We start from the raw sequence: 16,735 nt of genomic DNA on the forward strand, positions 1-16,735 counted from the left end.
CGTTTGGCCTCAGTACCTGAGGACTTACGGCCCTGCCAGCAGGGCATTGCGGCGCGGAAAGTAGCACCATGGAGCAATTGACCGCCCTGGACGCCGGATTCCTGGAGGTGGAGGATTCCGACCCGCACGTGAGCCTCGCGGTCGGCGGGGTGTCGATCGTCGAGGGGCCGGCCCCGACATACGAGGAGTTCGCCGCTTCGTTCGCCGAACGGGTTGAGACGATCCCGCGCTGCCGGCAGGTCCTGCGGACACATCCGCTCGACCTGCGGCCGCCGGAATGGGTGGACGACCCGCACTTCGACCTCGGACGCCACCTGCACCGCGTCGCGCTGCCACACCCCGGTGGCGACGCGGAGCTGTTCGAGATGATCGCCGCGCTGATGGAGCACCGGCTCGACCGGGAGCGCCCGCTGTGGGAATGCTGGATCATCGAGGGCCTCAGCAAAGGCCGGTGGGCGGTGCTGACCAAGATCCACCACTGCATCGCCGACGGCATCGCCACGACCCAGCTGTTGGCGAAGTTCAGCGACGACGGCGACGGCGACACCTTCGCCGCCGACGTCGGCGCCGCCAAGAAACCCGCGCGCGCGGGTCTGCCCAAGGTCAGCCTCAACCCGTTGAGCTGGGCGAGCGGAATCGGTCGAAGCGCGCTCGGCGCCGTGGCCGAGGTCGAACGCGCGGCGATCGGCGCGGCCGAGCTGGCCGCCGGCCTGCTGCACCCCGCCCCCGAATCGTCGCTGAACGGGCCGGTCACCACGATGCGGCGGTACAGCGCGGCGCGCGCCCGGTTGGCCGACATGCACAAAGTCGCCCGGACGTTCGGTGTCACGCTGAACGACGTTGCGCTGGCCGCGATTACCCACAGCTATCGCGAGGTCTTGCTGGCACGCGGGGAACAGCCCGGCCCGGATTCACTGCGCACGCTGGTACCAGTCTCGGTTCGCGCGGTCGACCACTTCAACGTCGCCGGCAACCGGGTCTCGGCGATGCTGCCGTTGCTGCCGGTCGATGAGGCGGACCCGGTGGAGCAGCTGAAGCGCGTGCACGACCGGCTCGCCCACGCCAAGGCGAGCAGCCAGAGCGAGGGCGGCAGCGCGATGGTTGTGGCGGCCCAGCGCACCCCGTTCGCCCTGTCCGCCTGGGCGATTCGCTTGCTCTCCCGGTTGCCCCAGCGTGCGGTGGTGGCCTTGGCGACCAACGTGCCCGGTCCACGCAGCCGGCAGCGGCTGATGGGCCGCCGGGTGCTGGAGCTGCTGCCCATCCCGCCGATCGCCCTTCAGGTGCGCACCGGCGTCGCGATGCTCAGCTACGCCGACACCTTCGTCTTCGGCATCACCGCCGACTACGACACCGCACCCGACATCGACACGCTCGCCGCCGGTATCGGGGACGGCCTCGCGCGGCTCGTGGCGGCCGCCCGCACCCGGCGCCGCAAGTCGTCATGACCCGTCGGCTTGGGTGACGCGCAGATGCGCGGTCAGCAGTAAGTGGTCGAACTCCGGTTGGGCGCCCAGACGCAGGCGGGCGCCGCGGAAATCTTCGGCGATCTGCTCGGCGAGCGGTCGTAGTTTGATATTCGCTTCCTGGGAAAGCCATTTGAGCAACTCGAACGCCGCGCTGGCGCTGATGCCGTAGACGAGCATCAGCATGCCCTTGGCCTGTTCGATGCCCGCTCGGTTCTCGCTGATCTCGGCCAGCTTGGCGCTGACGACCTCCTCGTTCGCCTGCCCGGGGGCCCGGGTGACGTCGATGTAGAACCCATGCGTTCCGACCACGTCGCCGTCGTCGTCGAAGAGCCGGTCACCCACCACGACGACGTGGCGCACGTTCCCGGCGGTGTCGATGATCCGATGGCGAGTGCTGAACGCCTGTCGGGTGTGCACGATCTGATCGATGGTGGCCGCGACCTGCCCGCGGTCGGCCGGATGCTTGTGGGAGAGCACCAGGTCGGTGGTGGGCGTGACGCTGCCGGGCTCATACCCGTGCATGCGTTGCACCTGTTCCGACCACTCCCAGCGCTGGTCGGTGAAGTAGAAGCGAAACCAGCCGGCCGGCTGCGCGGCACCGCCGGCCAAGGCCCGTTCGACGTCGGCCGTTTGCCCGTCGAGTTCCCACTTCATTTCGCACCCCGTCGAGCTTGCTGCCCGGGGGTCGGGCGGCGGCACCGTGCGGTTGGCACGGGCCCGCGCCGCCGCCCTGCCCGCCGGCGATCAGGCGTTGATGACCTCGCGCTGCGAGGTGTTCTCGTCGATGGCGGTCTGCGCGCCACCACGCTCGACGGTGATCTTGCGCGGCTTTGCCTTCTCGGCTACCGGAATACGCAGTCGCAGAACGCCTTCGCGGTAGGACGCCTCGATCTTGTCGGTGTCGAGGTTGTCGCCGAGCACCAGTTGCCGGCTGAACACCCCGCGCGGCCGCTCGGTGGCCAGCATCTCGCGGTTGGGATCGAGGCCGGGCCGCTCGGCGCGCACGGTCACGACGTTGCGCTCGATGTCGATGTCGAGCGAGTTGACGTCGATGCCCGGCAGGTCGAACTCGACGACGAATTCCTCGCCCTGGCGCCAGGCGTCCATCGGCATCACCGCCGGACGGGCGGCCGTGCCGAACACCTGGTGGGCAAACCGGTCGAGGTCACGGAAGGGGTCGCTCCGCATCAGCATGGTGGTCACCTCTCACTCCAATCTAGGCTGTGGTCCGGCAATTACCTATGTCCAAAGACATAGATTTTGTATAGCACCGTCGACACAAGAGCGCAACTGTGATAAATAGATTTTCTGAGCCCGCTAGCTTCGAGGAGACGCGTGATGACCGACCAACGCGGCGATTCCGGCGCCCCGGCGCCCGATCACGGCGTATACGGCATCTCGGTGGCCGCCGAACTTTCGGGCATCGCCGTGCAATCGTTGCGCCTCTACGAACGGCATGGACTGGTCACGCCGGCGCGCAGCGACGGCGGCACGAGGCGCTACAGCGCCCACGACCTGGCCCGGCTCAGGCGAATCAGCGAGCTCGTCGACGCCGGCGTCAACCTGGCCGGCGTCGCCCGCATCCTCGACCTCGAGGATCACAACGCGTCGCTCTCGGCGGCCAACACCGACCTACGGTCGACCAACCGGACGCTGCGGAGGGCTGCCGAATCCGCGAAGTTCACCGACGCGGCCACCGGAGCGGGCGATCAAGGCGCCTGACCGCCGCCGGCGCCCTCCGATTGCGCTCACCGACATCGGGTACCCAGCTTGCTGTGCCCCTGATGGGAGGAGATGCAATGGCAGAGGTGGCGGAGGCCAAGGCCCAGGTGGTCGACGGCGCACGGCGCGAGGCGGACGCGTACCGCGGCGAGGCGCCCCGACCGCTGGGCGGCTACGTGGCGGTGCTGGTGATCTACTCCGTCGTGGTGGTTGTCGCGACCGCGGCCGCGCTGCTCAGCGGGCGCACGCTACCGGAGCGTTGGCGAATCCAGGACCTGATCACGGTCGCCCTGGGCACCCACAAGCTCTCGCGGACGCTGACCAAGGACGCGGTGACGAGCCCGCTGCGCGCGCCGTTCACGCGCTATGCGGGCACCGGCGGCCCGGCGGAGGTCAAGGAGGAAGTCAGGGACGAGAGCCAACTGCGGCACAGCCTGGGGGAGCTGTTGACCTGTCCGTTCTGCCTGGACATGTGGGTGGCGACCGGCTTCGCCATCGGTCTGGTGTTCGCACCGCGATTCACCCGCCTGATCGCCGGCGTCTTCACCGTGCTGGCCGGCGCCGACTTCCTGCAGCTCGGCTACGCGATTGCCCAGCGGTCGGCTGAAGGCTGACGAGCGCTCATCCGGTCTTGGGCATCGGGATGCCCTCGCTGGCCGCGAACTGCGCGTCCTGTTCGGACGCCAACCCGATGGAGACCACCGACCGAGCGAACAACGCGTCGGTCAGGTAGGCCAGCGACACCGCCCATCGGTTGACGCCCCGCGGGATCGCGTACAGGTGGTAGGACCTGGTCACGACTTTCGCGGGCAGCCCGGACAGGTGGATGTTCAGCGGGTTGGCCACCGCCTGCCACGGTCCCAGGTCGACCACCAGGCCCAGGTTGCGGTGCTTGTACTGCTTGGGGGAGCCATACCCGAGGCTGGCCGCCACGTTGCGCGCCAGCACCTTGCCCTGCCGGGTCGCGTGCTGAGCGGTCGGCGGCGTGATCTTCCCCGGCTGGGTCAGGTCGGGAACCGCGGCCGCGTCGCCGGCCGCGAACACCTCCGGATGGTCCGGCACCTGCAAATCGGCCTGCACTTTGAGCCGGCCCCGCTCCGTCGGTAGCCCCAGCTCCTGGATCAGCGGCGCACCGGTGACGCCGGTCACCCAGGCGATCGTACGCGTGTCGATGCGCGAATCATCGCTGAGCACAACGTGATCCGCGTGCGCCTCCTTGAGCGTCACGCCGAGCCGGACGTCGACGCCGCGCCTGCGGAGCACCTTCTGTGCGGCGTCGCCCAGTTTCTTGCCGACTTCGGGCATCACCTGCTCGGCGAGGTCGAGGAGCACGAACCTGACGGCGGTGGGATCGAACCTCATCTGCTTGGCCGCCGCGTCGGCGAGCGCTCGCAGCTGCGCCACCAGTTCGGTGCCCGAATAGGAGGCCCCCACCACGACGACGGTGCGCCGCGCCGCGGCCACCCGTGGGTCGTCCTCGATGTTGGCCAGCTCCAGCTGTTCGACGAAATGGTCCCGCAGGTAGAGGGCCTCGGCGGTGGTCTTCAACCCGCGCGCGCAGGTCGCGAGCCCCGGGACGTCGAACAACCGCGTCACCGAACCCGGCGTGAGCACCAGCCGGTCCCAGGACATGGTGTGGCTGCGCTCCTCGGGATCGCAGAACTCGAGCGTTCGTCGCGCGAAGTCCACACCGTCCACGCGGCCGCGCACCGCGTGCACCCCTTTGAGGGCGTTGGCCAGCGGGATCGCGACGAACCTGGCATCGACAACCCCGCCGGCGACGTCGGGCAGCAACGGCGTGTACAGCATGTAATCCACCGGGGAGATGATGGTGATGTCCACCTCCGCACGCCGTCGGCGCAGGATGCGGGCCAGGCGGTGCGCGCAGGTGAATCCGGTGAAGCCGCTGCCAACGATCACTATTGACGTCACGAATCCGAGTGTAGGACGGCCCGGGGCGGCGGGTCGGGGCCGACGGCGGGCGCACCACCGGAGATTGGCACGAAAACTGTTCTCTCCCAGGGTGTTACGTATATACGGCGATGATGCCGGACAAGGCGGGGTATCGGCGCGCGAGCTCGCGCTTCGTTTTTTGGCTCGTGGGCTTCGTTTGGTGGAACCGGCGCACCGAACCGACGCTCGACAAGAAGCCTGCCCGGATTTCGCCGCCCAGGGGCAGGGGAATCATCATGGAGCGCTTCAATCTCGACGCTGTCGAGGCGTTCGAACTGCTCACCCGCCTCTCGCAACAGTCCAACACCAAATCATCGACATCGCGAGATCGCTGATCGACAGCGAGCACCCGCTCGAGCGGGCCACCGCCGACGGCCGTCATTCCATCGGCACCGGGGCGGGCCGGTGCTCGGCGATCAGGCGCTCACCCAGCTCGTAGTCGTCGTCGGCGTTGAAGGTGAGGACGCCGACCACCGCGTTCCCCGAGTCGTACCAGACGGTGAATCCGTCGTCACGCTCGAGCAGCCGGCTGCGCTCGTAGCCGTCGCCCCACGCGTGGTACTTCAGCGTCGAGTCGCCGATCGAGGTCCAAAACCCCGGTACGGCATCCCATTTCGCAGGCCGGCCGGCTGCCCGGCCGCCGGCGACGGCACCCTGGTCGGTCGCGTCTTGCCAGTGCTCGATGGCCAGGTGCCGCCCCGCGACCTCGTGGCGTGCCAGCGCGACGTCGCCGGCGGCGTACACGCCGGGCGCCGAGGTGGCCATGTCGGAGCCGACGACGACGCGGGAGTCACGCACGTCCAGCCCGGCCGCGGCGGCGATCCCGCTCTGCGGTGTCACACCGGTGGCGGCCAGCACCAAGTCGCAATCGATCGTGACGCCGTTGCCCAGCCGCACACCGGCGTCGGTGATTTCCTCGACCGCCACCCCACCCACATGGCGGGCCCCCGACGCGGTCACCAGGTCGCGCAACCGCTCGGCGGCTTCGGGGCCCAGCCGCTTCTCCTGTGGAAGCGCGCCCGGGGCAACCAAAGTCACCGGGATCCCGCGCATCGCCAACGACGCCGCGGCCTCGCAGCCGATGAATCCGGAGCCGATCACCACGGCCGAGGCGGCCGTGCTTGCCGCGCCGCGAAGGGCGGCCGCGTCGGCCAGCGACCGCAGCGGGAGTGCGCGCCGCCCACCGGGGATCGGCGGTGCCGCCGGAGCCGCGCCGCAGGCCAGGATCAGGGTGTCGTAGGTGTGGCGCTGATCCCCTGCGTAGACTGCTCTTTCGGCAACGTCCAACCGGTCGACCGGCGCGCCGGGGGTCAATTCGATGGCCCGATCGTCAAACCATTGCGCGGGATGCAAGGCGACGTCGTCGGTCTGGCCGCGCAGGTACTCCTTGCTCAACGGCGGCCGGGCATAGGGAAGGTCGATGTCGGCGCTGAAAATCCGTACCGGCGCGTCGCCGTCGTGGTCGCGGAACGACGCCGCCGCCGCCACCCCGGCCGGTCCGCTGCCGACGATGATCACCCCGGGACTCACCACCGGCTGATACCCGCGCCGCGAGGGTTCAACACGCCCGTCCCGCGCCGGAGTTTCGGCGGGCCCCAGACGGGTATGTGCTGTGCACATGAAGGCTGTCACCTGGCACGGCAAGCGCGACGTGCGAGTGGAATCGGTGCCCGACCCCAAGATCGAGAAGCCCACCGACGCCATCGTCGAAGTCACGTCGACCAACATCTGCGGATCCGATCTGCATCTCTACGAGATCCTCGGGGCGTTCATGAAGCCCGGGGACATCCTGGGGCACGAGCCGATGGGGATCGTGCGTGAGGTCGGCGACGAAACGGGCGACCTACGGGTCGGGGACCGGGTCGTCATCCCCTTCCAAATCTCCTGTGGTAGTTGCTACATGTGCGACCAGCGGCTCTACACCCAGTGCGAAACGACCCAGGTGCGCGAGCAGGGTATGGGAGCCGCACTCTTCGGCTACTCGGAGCTCTACGGCGAAATCCCCGGCGGCCAAGCCGAACTGCTGCGCGTCCCCCAGGCGCAGTTCACCCACATCAAAGTCCCTGTGGGACCGCCGGATTCGCGGTTCGTCTATCTGTCCGACGTGTTGCCGACGGCATGGCAGGCGGTCGCGTACGCCGACATACCCGAGGGCGGCACGGTGGCCGTGCTCGGCCTGGGTCCCATCGGGGACATGGCCGCACGCATCGCCGACCACCTCGGCTACCGGGTGATCGCCGTCGACCTGGTGCCAGAGCGCCTGGCGCGCGCCGCGCAACGCGGCATCCACACCGTCGACCTGGCGCTCCTCGACTCACCGCTCGGGGATGCGATCCGCGACCTCACCGACGGCCGCGGGACCGACTCGGTGATCGACGCGGTCGGCATGGAGGCCCACGGTTCCCCGGCCGCCCAGCTGATGCAGCAGGCCACCGGATTGCTGCCGGACTTCGTGGCCAAGCGGCTCATGCAGACGGCCGGCGTGGACCGGCTCAGCGCCCTGTACTCCGCCATCGACATCGTGCGGCGCGGCGGGACGATCTCCCTGATCGGCGTGTACGGCGGGATGGCGGACCCGCTGCCGATGCTCACCCTGTTCGACAAGCAGGTGACGCTGCGGATGGGCCAGGCGAACGTGAAGCGGTGGGTGGCCGACATCATGCCACTGCTCACCGACGACGACCCCCTGGGCGTCGACAGCTTCGCCTCACACGAGCTCCCCCTCGACCAGGCGCCGCACGCCTACGAGATCTTTCAGAAGAAGCAGGACGGGGCGGTGAAGGTCATCCTCAAGCCGTAAACCCGCTGTGACGCAAGGCCTTCCGGGGCGGCCGTTTGGAGGCGGCCCCGGCAGGGTATTGATTGCGCCATGACCTCCGCAGAGACCCCAGCCCCCACACCCACCGGAGAGGTGTGGCCGGGCCGCGCCTACCCCCTGGGCGCCACCTACGACGGGGCGGGCACCAATTTCGCCGTGTTCAGCGAGGTGGCCGAGCGGGTGGAGCTGTGCCTGTTCGACGCCGACGGCACCGAGAGCCGGGTCACCCTGCCCGAGGTCGACGGGTTCGTCTGGCACGCCTACATCCCCAACATCGAACCCGGCCAGCGCTACGGCTACCGGGTCCACGGCCCGTACGATCCGCAGAACGGTCTGCGGTGCAACCCGAACAAGCTGCTGGTCGACCCGTATTCGAAGGCCATCGACGGCTCGTTCGAGTGGGATCAGGCCCTGTTCAGCTACAACTTCGGCGACCCCGACAGCCGCAACGACGACGACTCCGCCGCCTTCATGCCCAAGTCAGTCGTGATCAACCCCTACTTCGACTGGGGCAACGACCGGCCGCCGGACCACCAGTACGCCGACACAGTCATCTACGAGGCGCACGTCAAGGGCTTGACGCAGACCCACCCCGACATCCCCGAACAGCTGCGCGGCACGTATTCGGCCGTGGCGCACCCCGTGATCATCGACCACCTCAAGAGCCTGGGCGTCACCGCGGTCGAACTGATGCCGGTGCACCACTTCGCCAATGACTCCACCCTGGTGGACAAGGGCCTCTCGAATTACTGGGGCTACAACACGATCGGGTTCTTCGCGCCCGACTTCAAATACTCCAGCGCCACGTCCCCGGGCGGGCAGGTGCAGGAGTTCAAGGCGATGGTGCGGGCGCTGCACGACGCCGGCATCGAGGTCATCCTCGACGTCGTCTACAACCACACGGCCGAGGGCAATCACATGGGCCCGACGCTGTCGATGCGGGGTATCGACAACGCCGCCTACTACCGGCTGGTCGACGACGACAAGCGCTACTACATGGACTACACCGGCACGGGCAACAGCCTCAACGTCGGACACCCGCACGCGCTGCAGCTGATCATGGACTCCCTGCGCTACTGGGTCCTCGAGATGCACGTCGACGGCTTCCGGTTCGACCTGGCCGCCACGCTGGCGCGCGAGTTCTACGACGTGGACCGCCTGGCGACGTTTTTCGAACTGGTACAACAGGATCCGACCATCAGCCAGGTCAAGCTGATCGCCGAACCGTGGGACGTCGGACCGGGCGGCTACCAGGTCGGCAACTTCCCGCCGCAATGGACGGAGTGGAACGGCAAGTACCGCGACGCCGTCCGCGACTTCTGGCGCGGCGAGCCGTCGACGCTCGACGAGTTCGCCTACCGGTTGACCGGGTCCGCCGACCTCTACGAGCACACCGCACGCCGGCCGGTGGCCTCGATCAACTTCGTCATCGCCCACGACGGGTTCACATTGCGCGACCTGGTGTCCTACAACGAGAAACACAACGAGGCCAACGGCGAGGACAACAACGACGGCGAGAGCCACAACCGCTCGTGGAATTGCGGCGCGGAGGGGCCGACCGACGACCCGGACGTCAACGCGCTGCGTGCCCGCCAGCAGCGCAACTTCCTGACCACGCTGCTGCTGTCGCAGGGTGTGCCGATGATCTGCCACGGCGACGAGCTGGGGCGCACGCAGAACGGCAACAACAACGGCTACTGCCAGGACAACGAGCTCACCTGGATCGACTGGGCGAAGGCGGATCACGGCCTGCTGGAATTCACTCGCGTCGTCTCTGCGCTGCGGGGCGGCCACCCGGTCTTCCGCAGGCGCCGATTCTTTTCCGGCAAGCCGCTGGGCCGCCGCGGCCAGGACGGGCTGGCCGACATCGCCTGGTTCACCCCGGAGGGTACCGAGATGACCGAGGAGGACTGGGGCGCGGGATTCGCGAAGTCCGTCGCGGTGTTCCTCAACGGGCACGGCATCCCCGACCGCGACGCGCGGGGGCAGCGGGTGCTCGACGACTCGTTCCTGATGTGCTTCAACGCCCACTACGAGCCGATCGAATTCACTTTGCCACCAAAGGAATTCGGTGCCTCCTGGCAACTGGTGGTGTTCACCGGACCCGAAGAGGAGACGCCCGCGGAGGAGGTGCCCGGGGGAGGCATTCTGACCGTGGACGCCCATACGGCCGTGGTGTTGCAGGCCCCCGACGGCGGCTGACCCTCACCTGCGTTGCGGCGCGGCTATCGTGCACCATTGGTGACGTTTCGCCCATAGATTGGTTACCTTGTGCCCTCAGACTCGGGTCGCCCGTGCGCGCACACTGTCGGGTGCGCCGCCGTGGGGGAGGAAGGGGCAGCCGATGGACAGCGCCGGCCCCGACGCGTGCCTGAAAGACGTGGCCTGGTGCAGGCGCATCGCGCTGCTGGTGTCGTTTGCCATTGCCGCAACGACCTGGGTGGGCTGGGCGGCCGGGATAGACCCGCTGACGCGGGTCTATCCGACCTGGCCGCAGATGATGCCGTGGACCGGTCTGTGGCTGGTGGCGCTCGGTGCGGCGATCCTGGCGCAGTCGGGTCACCCCCCGCGGTGGCGCGTGTGGGCCGGTCGCGGCCTGGCCGTGCTTGTGGCCGCCCTGGCCGCCATCACCCTCCTGGAGTACGCCACTCACGGCCTGCCCGGCCTGGACCTGATGTGGTTCGGCGACGCGGTTCGCACATCGCAACAGGCGTGGCCGGGACGCCCGAGCCCGCAGACGTGCGTGTCGGTGCTGTTCCTGGCGGCGGCCGCCGGCCTGATACGGGTGGATCGGTGGACCCGCGTGGTCTGGCCCGCGTGCATGGCGGCCGGCGGGGCCATCCCCTTCGTCACGGTCGGGGCCTACCTGTTCAACGCCTTGGCGCTGGTGGGCTACTCGCCCGGGACCGGTCAGGCGCTCATGACGGCGCTGGCCCTGTTGCTGCTGGCCGCCGCGACGACGCTGGCACGCCCCGACCGCTTTCCGGTCGCCTGGCTGCTCGCCCGGCCCGACAAGGCGTCGCTGCTGCGGTTGGCGGCCCTGCTCGCCGCGCTTCCGGTCGTCGTCGCGGTGTCGCGGCCGATCTTCACGCGGCTCGGGCTGGGCGAGCAAGCCGATTGGACCTTCTCGATCCTGCTGGGCACCCTCCTCGTCGGGGTCATCACCTTTGCGTTCATCCAGAACGAGCAACGACTGCTGATCGAGAAGGAGCTGGTCAGCAAGCAGCGCGCGGACGCCGAGGCGCGGTACCGCATCCTCGCCGACAACGCGGTGGACGTCATCGTCCACCTTCGCGGGGCCGACGTCGCATGGATCTCGCCGTCGGTGGAGGCCGCGTTCGGCGGACCACCCGAACGATGGACCGGCGCGCGATTCAGTCGCCAGATCCACCGCGACGACCGCGACGCAATCGTGGCGGCCCTGCAGCGGATCGCCGGCGGTGAATCGGTGCTGCAGCGGTTCCGGATCCGCTCCGCCGACGGCAGCTTCCGCTGGGTCGATGGCCACGGGAAGCCCTATGTCGACGCCGACGGCCGGACCGATGGTCTCATCGCCGCGCTGCGCATCGTGGACGATCAGGTAGAGGTCGAGCAACGACTCGAACGGCTGGCCCGGTTCGACACCCTGACCGGCTTGGTCAACCGGGCCGAGGCGATCGGCCGGCTGGCCGCCGCGCTGGAGCAAGCGCAGCCGCCGGGAACGTATGTCGGCGTCTTGTTCTGCGACGTCGACCATTTCAAGGAAATCAACGACACCTGGGGTCACGGCATCGGGGACCTCGTGTTGGCGACTCTGGCGGAGCGGGTTCGGGAGGGCGTCCGCCGCGGGGACACCGTCGGCCGGACAGGGGGCGACGAAATGCTGGTCCTGCTGCCCGGCGTGCACAGCATCGACGAGCTCACCCAGATCGCCGAGAAGATTCGCTGCCGCGCCGCCCAACCGATCCAGGTCTCCGGCAAGACGTTCTCCGCCACCCTGAGCATCGGCGCCACCCTCGCCCTTCCCGGCGACTCCGTCGACACGGTCACCGCCAGGGCGGACGCGGCCATGTACCAGGCCAAGTTCGGGGACCGGAACACCGTCGTCCGGAATTGAGCGGCCGACCTTTCGCCCCGCGATGCACGAGATCCGGTAGGTTCTTGCCGACGGCAGCTCGTTACAAGAGAGGGCAAATATGTCAAGGACAGTGGTGGTGGGCGCCTCGAGCGGGCTGGGTCGTTGTATCGGGATCGGTCTCGCCCAGCGCGGCGACCAGGTCGCCCTGTTGGCCCGGCGCCGCGAACGCATCGAGGCGGCGGCCAAGGAGGCCGGCCGGGGCGCGATCGCCATCGAATGCGACGTCACCGACGAGGCGTCGTGCCGGTCGGCGATCGCCGCCGCCGCCGACGCCCTGGGCGGCATCGACAACATCGTCTACACCCCCGCCGTCGGGCCGCTGGTCCGCATGGTCGACACCGACGCCGCCGCGTGGCGGCGCATCTTCGACACCAACGTGATCGGCGCGGCGCTCGTAACGGCCGCGGCGGTGCCCCACCTGACGGTCTCCGCGGGCAAGGCGGTCTACCTGTCCTCCGACGCCGGCACGTTCGGGCCGCCGTGGCCGGGCCTGGGCGCCTACGGCGTCAGCAAGGCGGCCCTGGAGAGAATGGTCGACGCGTGGCGGGCCGAACACCCCGACATCGGCTTCACCACCCTCATCGTCGGCGAATGCCCGGGCGGCGAGGGGGACGCGGCGACGGGAATGAACATCGGCTGGGACATGGACCTCGCCATGAAGGCCGTCCCGCTGTGGGCCTCCCGCGGCTGCATGCCCGGCAAGCTGATGCCGGTCGAGGACCTCATCGACGTGGTGCACACCATCCTGCGGACCAACGCCGCGACCTCGATGCCGGTCGTGGTGGCCAGGGGAGCGCCCGCCAGCCCCGCCGCGTTCGCGGAGTCCTAACTCCGGCCCAGCTTCTCGCGGGCCAGGTCGGTCAGGAAGCGCCCGGCCGAGACCGGCCGGAAGGCGCGGGCCGCCCCGGTGAGTGCCTCGCGGGCGTCCGGGGGCAGTTCGATGTCGGCGGCGGCGACGTTGAATTCCAGTTGCTCGACGCTCGACGCGCCGGGGATGGCGACGACACCTGGATAACTGATCAGCCAGGCCAGCGCCACCTGAGCCGGCTTGGCGCCGACCGTGGTCGCCACGTCGCGCAGCGTCTGCAACAGCGGCTCGACCCGGCGCAGGTTCTCGGTGCCGAACAGCGAGTTCAGCGCCCGCACACCGCCGGGGCGGTTGTCGAGGCCGTATTTGCCGCCCAGCAGCCCCTGCTCGAGCGGGCTGTAGGCGATCACGATGCGGTTCTCCCTCTCTGCGAAGGGCACCAGGTCCTCCAGCGGCCCGGCGTGGGCGAGCGAGAAGTGGACCTGATTGCTGACGACCGGCCGGCCGAGCGCTGCGTCGGCCTTCTGCCAGCGCGCGAGCGAGTAGTTGGAGACGCCGACCGCGCCGATCTTGCCGCCGTCGAGCAGGTCGCGCATGCCCGGCATGATCACCGTGTCGGGGACCAGCGGGTTGGACTGGTGAATCTGGTAGAGCGGGATGCGGTCGAGGCCCAGCCGCCGCGCGCTGGCGCGCTCGCGCTGCTTGACCACTGCGGGGAACGGCGCGACCGGCATGATCTTGCTGGCCACCGCGACGTCGGCGCGCTCGTCACCGAGCGCCTCGCCGAGGATCCGCTCGCTCTTGCCCAGCCCGTACACCTCGGCGGTGTCGAACAGCGTCACCCCCAGGGCGAGGGAGCGGCGCACGATGTCACGCGCGGCGCCCGAGGCGTAGCCCTCCCCGTAGCCCCATTCCCGTGACCCGAACTGCCAGGTGCCCAAGCCGATCCGGCTGACCCGTCCCACTCCGTCCACGTCGAGATACTTCATGCGCCCCACCTTAGCCAGGGATCTTTCCCAGCACGTAGGTGGCGATGCCCACGCCGGCCAGCCGCGGCTGCTCGGCGTCGGTCGTGCCGCTGCAGGAGACCATCAGGTCGACGATGACGTTGGCCTTGGCGGCGATCGCGCGGGCCGAGCGGATCTGCAGGCCCCTGGGCGTCAGGTCCAACGTGGTGATGCCGTTGCCGGCATCGGCGGGCGCGCCGACCGCAAACTGGAGCCCCTCCCCGTTGGGTGGTGTCAGGGTCACGGTCAGGCCGCCACATCGACGCCATCCCGCCAGCAGCGCCGCCAGCTGCGACTGGGCCGCCGCCGGGTCACGGAAGGCCACCACCGCCTGGATGACCTGGGTCGACTTGAGGAAGCTGCGCGAGTCGCGGAACTCCGCCGCGTGGTATCCGGCCAGCCCGTCGCCGGTATAGGCGTCCGGCGTCCCGGGCGCGATGCTGCCCCAGCATTCGGGCCGGTCGATAGCCCCTCCCGCGCTGACGCCCCCCGGGTTGTCCCACGTCTGGCCGGCCTCGAGGTTCTGGTCGGTCGTGATGTTCTTCAGGGCGTCGGCGCCGGGCAGCAGCGCCGCCAGGGCGCCGGGCGCGACCGGGCCCGGGCCCGCCGGGGACGCCGCGCTCGTCGAGGTCGTCGTGGGCGCGGCGGTCCGGGTGGACGGGGCGCCGCCCAGGGTCGCCCACGCGACCAGGGCGACGACGGCGACGGCGATGAACGCATACGACAACGCCAAGCCCGCCCGCGCACGGTCCCGACCGAGCTCGCCGGTGCGCCGGATCTGCGCCAGCCCGGCGTGCCCCAGGATCGCCCCGACCGGGGCGAACACGAACGCGAACACCAGCGACAGCGTCGCCAACACGTTGACGGGCTGCCGGTGGGGCGGTGCGGGCGGCGGCGTGAACACCGGCGGTTCCACCGGGGGCGGGGCGGGCGGGAGCCGGCCCAGCGGGTCGTACGTGTACGGGTTCTGCCAATACGAGTCCTGCGGGTCGGTCACGCCAGCGCCTCCTTACCGGCCGCACCTGCCCGCAATGTAGCCGACGATCCGGCGATGCGTCACAGGCGCGGTTTGGCGACGCTGACCACATACGGCGTATCCGCCAAGGTCAGGTACACCCGATGGGGCCCAATCGCCATGCCGGACAAGGCCGCCGATCGGGCCGCCGGCGGCAATCCCGCCCGGTAGCCGATGACGCGGATCACGGGGATCGTCCGCGTCGGGAAGCCGGTGAAGCTCGCCGTCTCGAGCACCACCACCTCGTGGTCCGTGGCGGCGTAGATTCTGGTGTCGTCGGTGCCCAGTTCGCGGATCGGCGACGGCAGCCGGGTGCTGGCCAGCACCGTCAGGCCGTCACCGCCGCGGCGCGAGTCCACGGCGTACAGCGTGCTGTCGTCGTGGCCGGCCACGTAGCTGCGCGTCACCGCGGTGCCGTCGCCCGCCGACACCGCCACATCCATGTTCAGCGAGCCGCGCTCTTCCGCGGGTGACGAAGTCCCTTGGTAGTGGCGGATTCCGGATGGCGCGTAGACGTGGTATTCGATCTCGCGGCCGCGGTTGGCGCCGTCGATGCTGTCGGCGGGATCACCGGCGATCGGTGCGGTGGGCAACTTCCGGAAGCCGTACTGGTCCACCGGCGTCACGGACGTTCCATCCGACGACAGCGCGAGCAGCGTCCGCAATCCGGCGTCCTCGGCTAGATACGCGGGGGCGGGTCCGGCGTCGAAATCGCCGACCTGGCGCAGACTTTCGAGGTCGACCTCGGCGACGCGGCCGCGGTCGGGCTGGGGCACGAACACCATGCGATCGTCCTTCTGGCTGATCTGCAGGTTGCGTCCGACCGCCATGGGCGCCGACAACCGCGTCGTGGCCTCGCCCGGGCGGTCACCGGCGGCCACCTCGGCCAGGCGGTGGTCTTCGGTGAGCGCGACGAGGACGTGGGAGTGATACGACCACACCGGCGCGCGCAAGGGCGCCGCGACCGACCACAGCACCACATCTGGTGCGCTTTCCAGCGACGCGCCCGGCGCGGCGCAACCGGCCGTCACGGCCAGCGCGCCGAGGATCGCCGCCTTGGCGCGGACACCCGTGCCCATGCGTCTCCTCCTTCTCGGAACTTCTCGCGACCTGGTGAGAACTACCCACCGGTGGGCGGCCGTACCGTTTGGCGGCGGATTTCGTCGGGTAGCCGAAAGAAAGCGCGCAACAGCCCGCGCGCGAACCAGAGATGGGAAGGACACCATGGCTCAGAGCGCCATCACGTCGCCCACCGATGTGGTCGACTTTCTCGTCAGTCAACACCAGCAGATCAAAGCGTTGTTCGCCGAAACGCTGGCGGCGTCGGGGAAAGAACGCGAGAAGGCGTTCGTAAAACTCCGGCGACTGCTGGCCGTCCACGAAACGGCCGAAGAGGAGATCGTGCACCCGCGGGCCAAGCGGAAGCTCTCCGACGGGTCCGCGGTGGTCGACGAGCGACTGCACGAAGAGCATGAGGCCAAGACGGTCCTGCAGAAGCTGGAGAAGCTCGACGTCGACAGCGAGGAGTTCACCCGCCTGCTGACGAAACTGCGTGACGCGGTCCTCGAGCATGCCGAGCACGAGGAGCACGACGAATTCGCCAAGCTCGGGCAGGAATTGAGCGACGAGGAACTCGAACGGATGGGCCGCGCGGCCAAGCTTGCCGAGGCGATCGCGCCGACCCGCCCGCACGCCGGCGTCGAGTCGCAGGCGGCCAACCTGGCCGCCGGACCGTTCGCGGCGATGCTGGACCGGGCCCGCGACGCCATCGTCGGCAAGGGCTAGGAACCCTCACGGGGTGCCTCGCTCGAGCAGAGCGGGACACCCCG

15 protein-coding genes and 1 pseudogene are annotated in these 16,735 nt (G+C 69.4%); 9 read left to right on the forward strand and 7 right to left on the reverse strand.

Translation table 11 applies throughout. The annotated features are described in order from the left end of the window. The first annotated feature begins 68 nt into the window (after nt 1-68). Nucleotides 69-1,445, forward strand: coding sequence for a WS/DGAT/MGAT family O-acyltransferase (locus G6N51_RS25425; protein ID WP_083173689.1), 1,377 nt, complete (start codon nt 69-71; stop codon nt 1,443-1,445). Here the strand turns inward: G6N51_RS25425 and G6N51_RS25430 are convergent. Together G6N51_RS25430 and G6N51_RS25435 are read right to left on the reverse strand one after the other, a co-directional pair. After that, complete coding sequence (locus G6N51_RS25430; RefSeq protein ID WP_083173690.1) at nt 1,440-2,120, reverse strand: PAS and ANTAR domain-containing protein; 681 nt, start codon at nt 2,118-2,120, stop codon at nt 1,440-1,442. The two genes, G6N51_RS25425 and G6N51_RS25430, sit on opposite strands and share 6 nt — an antisense overlap. Before the next feature lie 90 nt (nt 2,121-2,210). Beyond that, nucleotides 2,211-2,660 (reverse strand): Hsp20/alpha crystallin family protein, encoded by a 450-nt coding sequence (locus G6N51_RS25435; protein ID WP_083173706.1) that lies wholly within the window; start codon nt 2,658-2,660, stop codon nt 2,211-2,213. Nucleotides 2,661-2,804: 144 nt separating this feature from the next. On the opposite strand from G6N51_RS25435, the gene G6N51_RS25440 reads away from it, so the two are divergent. Together G6N51_RS25440 and G6N51_RS25445 are read left to right on the forward strand one after the other, a co-directional pair. Next, a complete protein-coding gene (locus tag G6N51_RS25440) occupies nt 2,805-3,188 on the forward strand; it encodes a MerR family transcriptional regulator (RefSeq protein ID WP_083173691.1) in 384 nt (127 codons plus the stop codon). A gap of 77 nt (nt 3,189-3,265) precedes the next feature. Continuing rightward, nucleotides 3,266-3,802 (forward strand): DUF1360 domain-containing protein, encoded by a 537-nt coding sequence (locus G6N51_RS25445; RefSeq protein WP_083173692.1) that lies wholly within the window; start codon nt 3,266-3,268, stop codon nt 3,800-3,802. 7 nt (nt 3,803-3,809) lie between these two features. Here G6N51_RS25445 and G6N51_RS25450 read toward each other — a convergent pair whose 3' ends face one another. Then, complete coding sequence (locus tag G6N51_RS25450) at nt 3,810-5,120, reverse strand: NAD(P)/FAD-dependent oxidoreductase (protein WP_083173693.1); 1,311 nt, start codon at nt 5,118-5,120, stop codon at nt 3,810-3,812. A 239-nt stretch (nt 5,121-5,359) separates the two neighbouring features. Between G6N51_RS25450 and G6N51_RS29320 the strand changes: the two are divergent. Then, nucleotides 5,360-5,502 (forward strand): annotated as a pseudogene (locus G6N51_RS29320) (ANTAR domain-containing protein); the annotation flags it as partial. A gap of 17 nt (nt 5,503-5,519) precedes the next feature. On the opposite strand, the gene G6N51_RS25460 reads toward G6N51_RS29320, so the two are convergent. After that, the gene (locus tag G6N51_RS25460) at nt 5,520-6,671 is read right to left on the reverse strand and encodes an NAD(P)/FAD-dependent oxidoreductase (RefSeq protein ID WP_232078478.1); all 1,152 of its coding nucleotides are present in this window, start codon (nt 6,669-6,671) and stop codon (nt 5,520-5,522) included. 88 nt (nt 6,672-6,759) lie between these two features. Here G6N51_RS25460 and G6N51_RS25465 point away from each other — a divergent pair, with 88 nt between their 5' ends. The 4 genes from G6N51_RS25465 to G6N51_RS25480 all read left to right on the forward strand — a co-directional run bounded on the left by G6N51_RS25465 (nt 6,760) and on the right by G6N51_RS25480 (nt 12,905). Further along, nucleotides 6,760-7,941: a zinc-dependent alcohol dehydrogenase gene (locus G6N51_RS25465; RefSeq protein WP_083173695.1), complete on the forward strand. Its 1,182-nt coding sequence runs from the start codon at nt 6,760-6,762 to the stop codon at nt 7,939-7,941. 69 nt (nt 7,942-8,010) lie between these two features. Further along, nucleotides 8,011-10,161 carry a glycogen debranching protein GlgX gene (glgX, locus tag G6N51_RS25470; protein WP_083173696.1) on the forward strand — a complete coding sequence of 717 codons (2,151 nt, stop codon included), beginning with the start codon at nt 8,011-8,013 and terminating at the stop codon, nt 10,159-10,161. A gap of 142 nt (nt 10,162-10,303) precedes the next feature. After that, nucleotides 10,304-12,055 carry a sensor domain-containing diguanylate cyclase gene (locus tag G6N51_RS25475; protein ID WP_083173697.1) on the forward strand — a complete coding sequence of 584 codons (1,752 nt, stop codon included), beginning with the start codon at nt 10,304-10,306 and terminating at the stop codon, nt 12,053-12,055. A 91-nt stretch (nt 12,056-12,146) separates the two neighbouring features. Beyond that, nucleotides 12,147-12,905 (forward strand): SDR family oxidoreductase, encoded by a 759-nt coding sequence (locus G6N51_RS25480; RefSeq protein ID WP_083173698.1) that lies wholly within the window; start codon nt 12,147-12,149, stop codon nt 12,903-12,905. On the opposite strand, the gene G6N51_RS25485 is transcribed toward G6N51_RS25480, so the two are convergent. The 3 genes from G6N51_RS25485 to G6N51_RS25495 are packed head-to-tail and all read right to left on the reverse strand — an operon-like array spanning nt 12,902 to nt 15,985. Next, a complete protein-coding gene (locus G6N51_RS25485) occupies nt 12,902-13,873 on the reverse strand; it encodes an aldo/keto reductase (protein WP_083173707.1) in 972 nt (323 codons plus the stop codon). The genes G6N51_RS25480 and G6N51_RS25485 overlap by 4 nt on opposite strands. A 10-nt stretch (nt 13,874-13,883) precedes the next feature. After that, nucleotides 13,884-14,888 (reverse strand): sensor domain-containing protein, encoded by a 1,005-nt coding sequence (locus G6N51_RS25490; protein WP_163750827.1) that lies wholly within the window; start codon nt 14,886-14,888, stop codon nt 13,884-13,886. A 59-nt stretch (nt 14,889-14,947) separates the two neighbouring features. After that, nucleotides 14,948-15,985, reverse strand: coding sequence for a hypothetical protein (locus G6N51_RS25495; RefSeq protein ID WP_083173372.1), 1,038 nt, complete (start codon nt 15,983-15,985; stop codon nt 14,948-14,950). 145 nt (nt 15,986-16,130) lie between these two features. Here G6N51_RS25495 and G6N51_RS25500 point away from each other — a divergent pair, with 145 nt between their 5' ends. Next, nucleotides 16,131-16,691, forward strand: a complete 561-nt coding sequence (locus G6N51_RS25500) for a hemerythrin domain-containing protein (RefSeq protein WP_083173373.1) — start codon at nt 16,131-16,133, stop codon at nt 16,689-16,691. The last annotated feature ends 44 nt before the right edge of the window (nt 16,692-16,735 follow it).

Source organism: Mycobacterium paraseoulense (assembly GCF_010731655.1).
In the GTDB taxonomy this organism is placed as follows: domain Bacteria; phylum Actinomycetota; class Actinomycetes; order Mycobacteriales; family Mycobacteriaceae; genus Mycobacterium; species Mycobacterium paraseoulense.

Excerpts from the sequence above, each read along its gene's own strand:
- G6N51_RS25425 (WP_083173689.1), top strand. The coding sequence starts at position 69 with ATGGAGCAATTGACCGCCCTGGACGCCGGATTCCTGGAGGTGGAGGAT.
- G6N51_RS25430 (WP_083173690.1), bottom strand. The coding sequence starts at position 2,120 with ATGAAGTGGGAACTCGACGGGCAAACGGCCGACGTCGAACGGGCCTTG.
- G6N51_RS25435 (WP_083173706.1), bottom strand. The coding sequence starts at position 2,660 with ATGCTGATGCGGAGCGACCCCTTCCGTGACCTCGACCGGTTTGCCCAC.
- G6N51_RS25440 (WP_083173691.1), top strand. The coding sequence starts at position 2,805 with ATGACCGACCAACGCGGCGATTCCGGCGCCCCGGCGCCCGATCACGGC.
- G6N51_RS25445 (WP_083173692.1), top strand. The coding sequence starts at position 3,266 with ATGGCAGAGGTGGCGGAGGCCAAGGCCCAGGTGGTCGACGGCGCACGG.
- G6N51_RS25465 (WP_083173695.1), top strand. The coding sequence starts at position 6,760 with ATGAAGGCTGTCACCTGGCACGGCAAGCGCGACGTGCGAGTGGAATCG.
- glgX (WP_083173696.1), top strand. The coding sequence starts at position 8,011 with ATGACCTCCGCAGAGACCCCAGCCCCCACACCCACCGGAGAGGTGTGG.
- G6N51_RS25475 (WP_083173697.1), top strand. The coding sequence starts at position 10,304 with ATGGACAGCGCCGGCCCCGACGCGTGCCTGAAAGACGTGGCCTGGTGC.
- G6N51_RS25485 (WP_083173707.1), bottom strand. The coding sequence starts at position 13,873 with ATGAAGTATCTCGACGTGGACGGAGTGGGACGGGTCAGCCGGATCGGC.
- G6N51_RS25495 (WP_083173372.1), bottom strand. The coding sequence starts at position 15,985 with ATGGGCACGGGTGTCCGCGCCAAGGCGGCGATCCTCGGCGCGCTGGCC.
- G6N51_RS25500 (WP_083173373.1), top strand. The coding sequence starts at position 16,131 with ATGGCTCAGAGCGCCATCACGTCGCCCACCGATGTGGTCGACTTTCTC.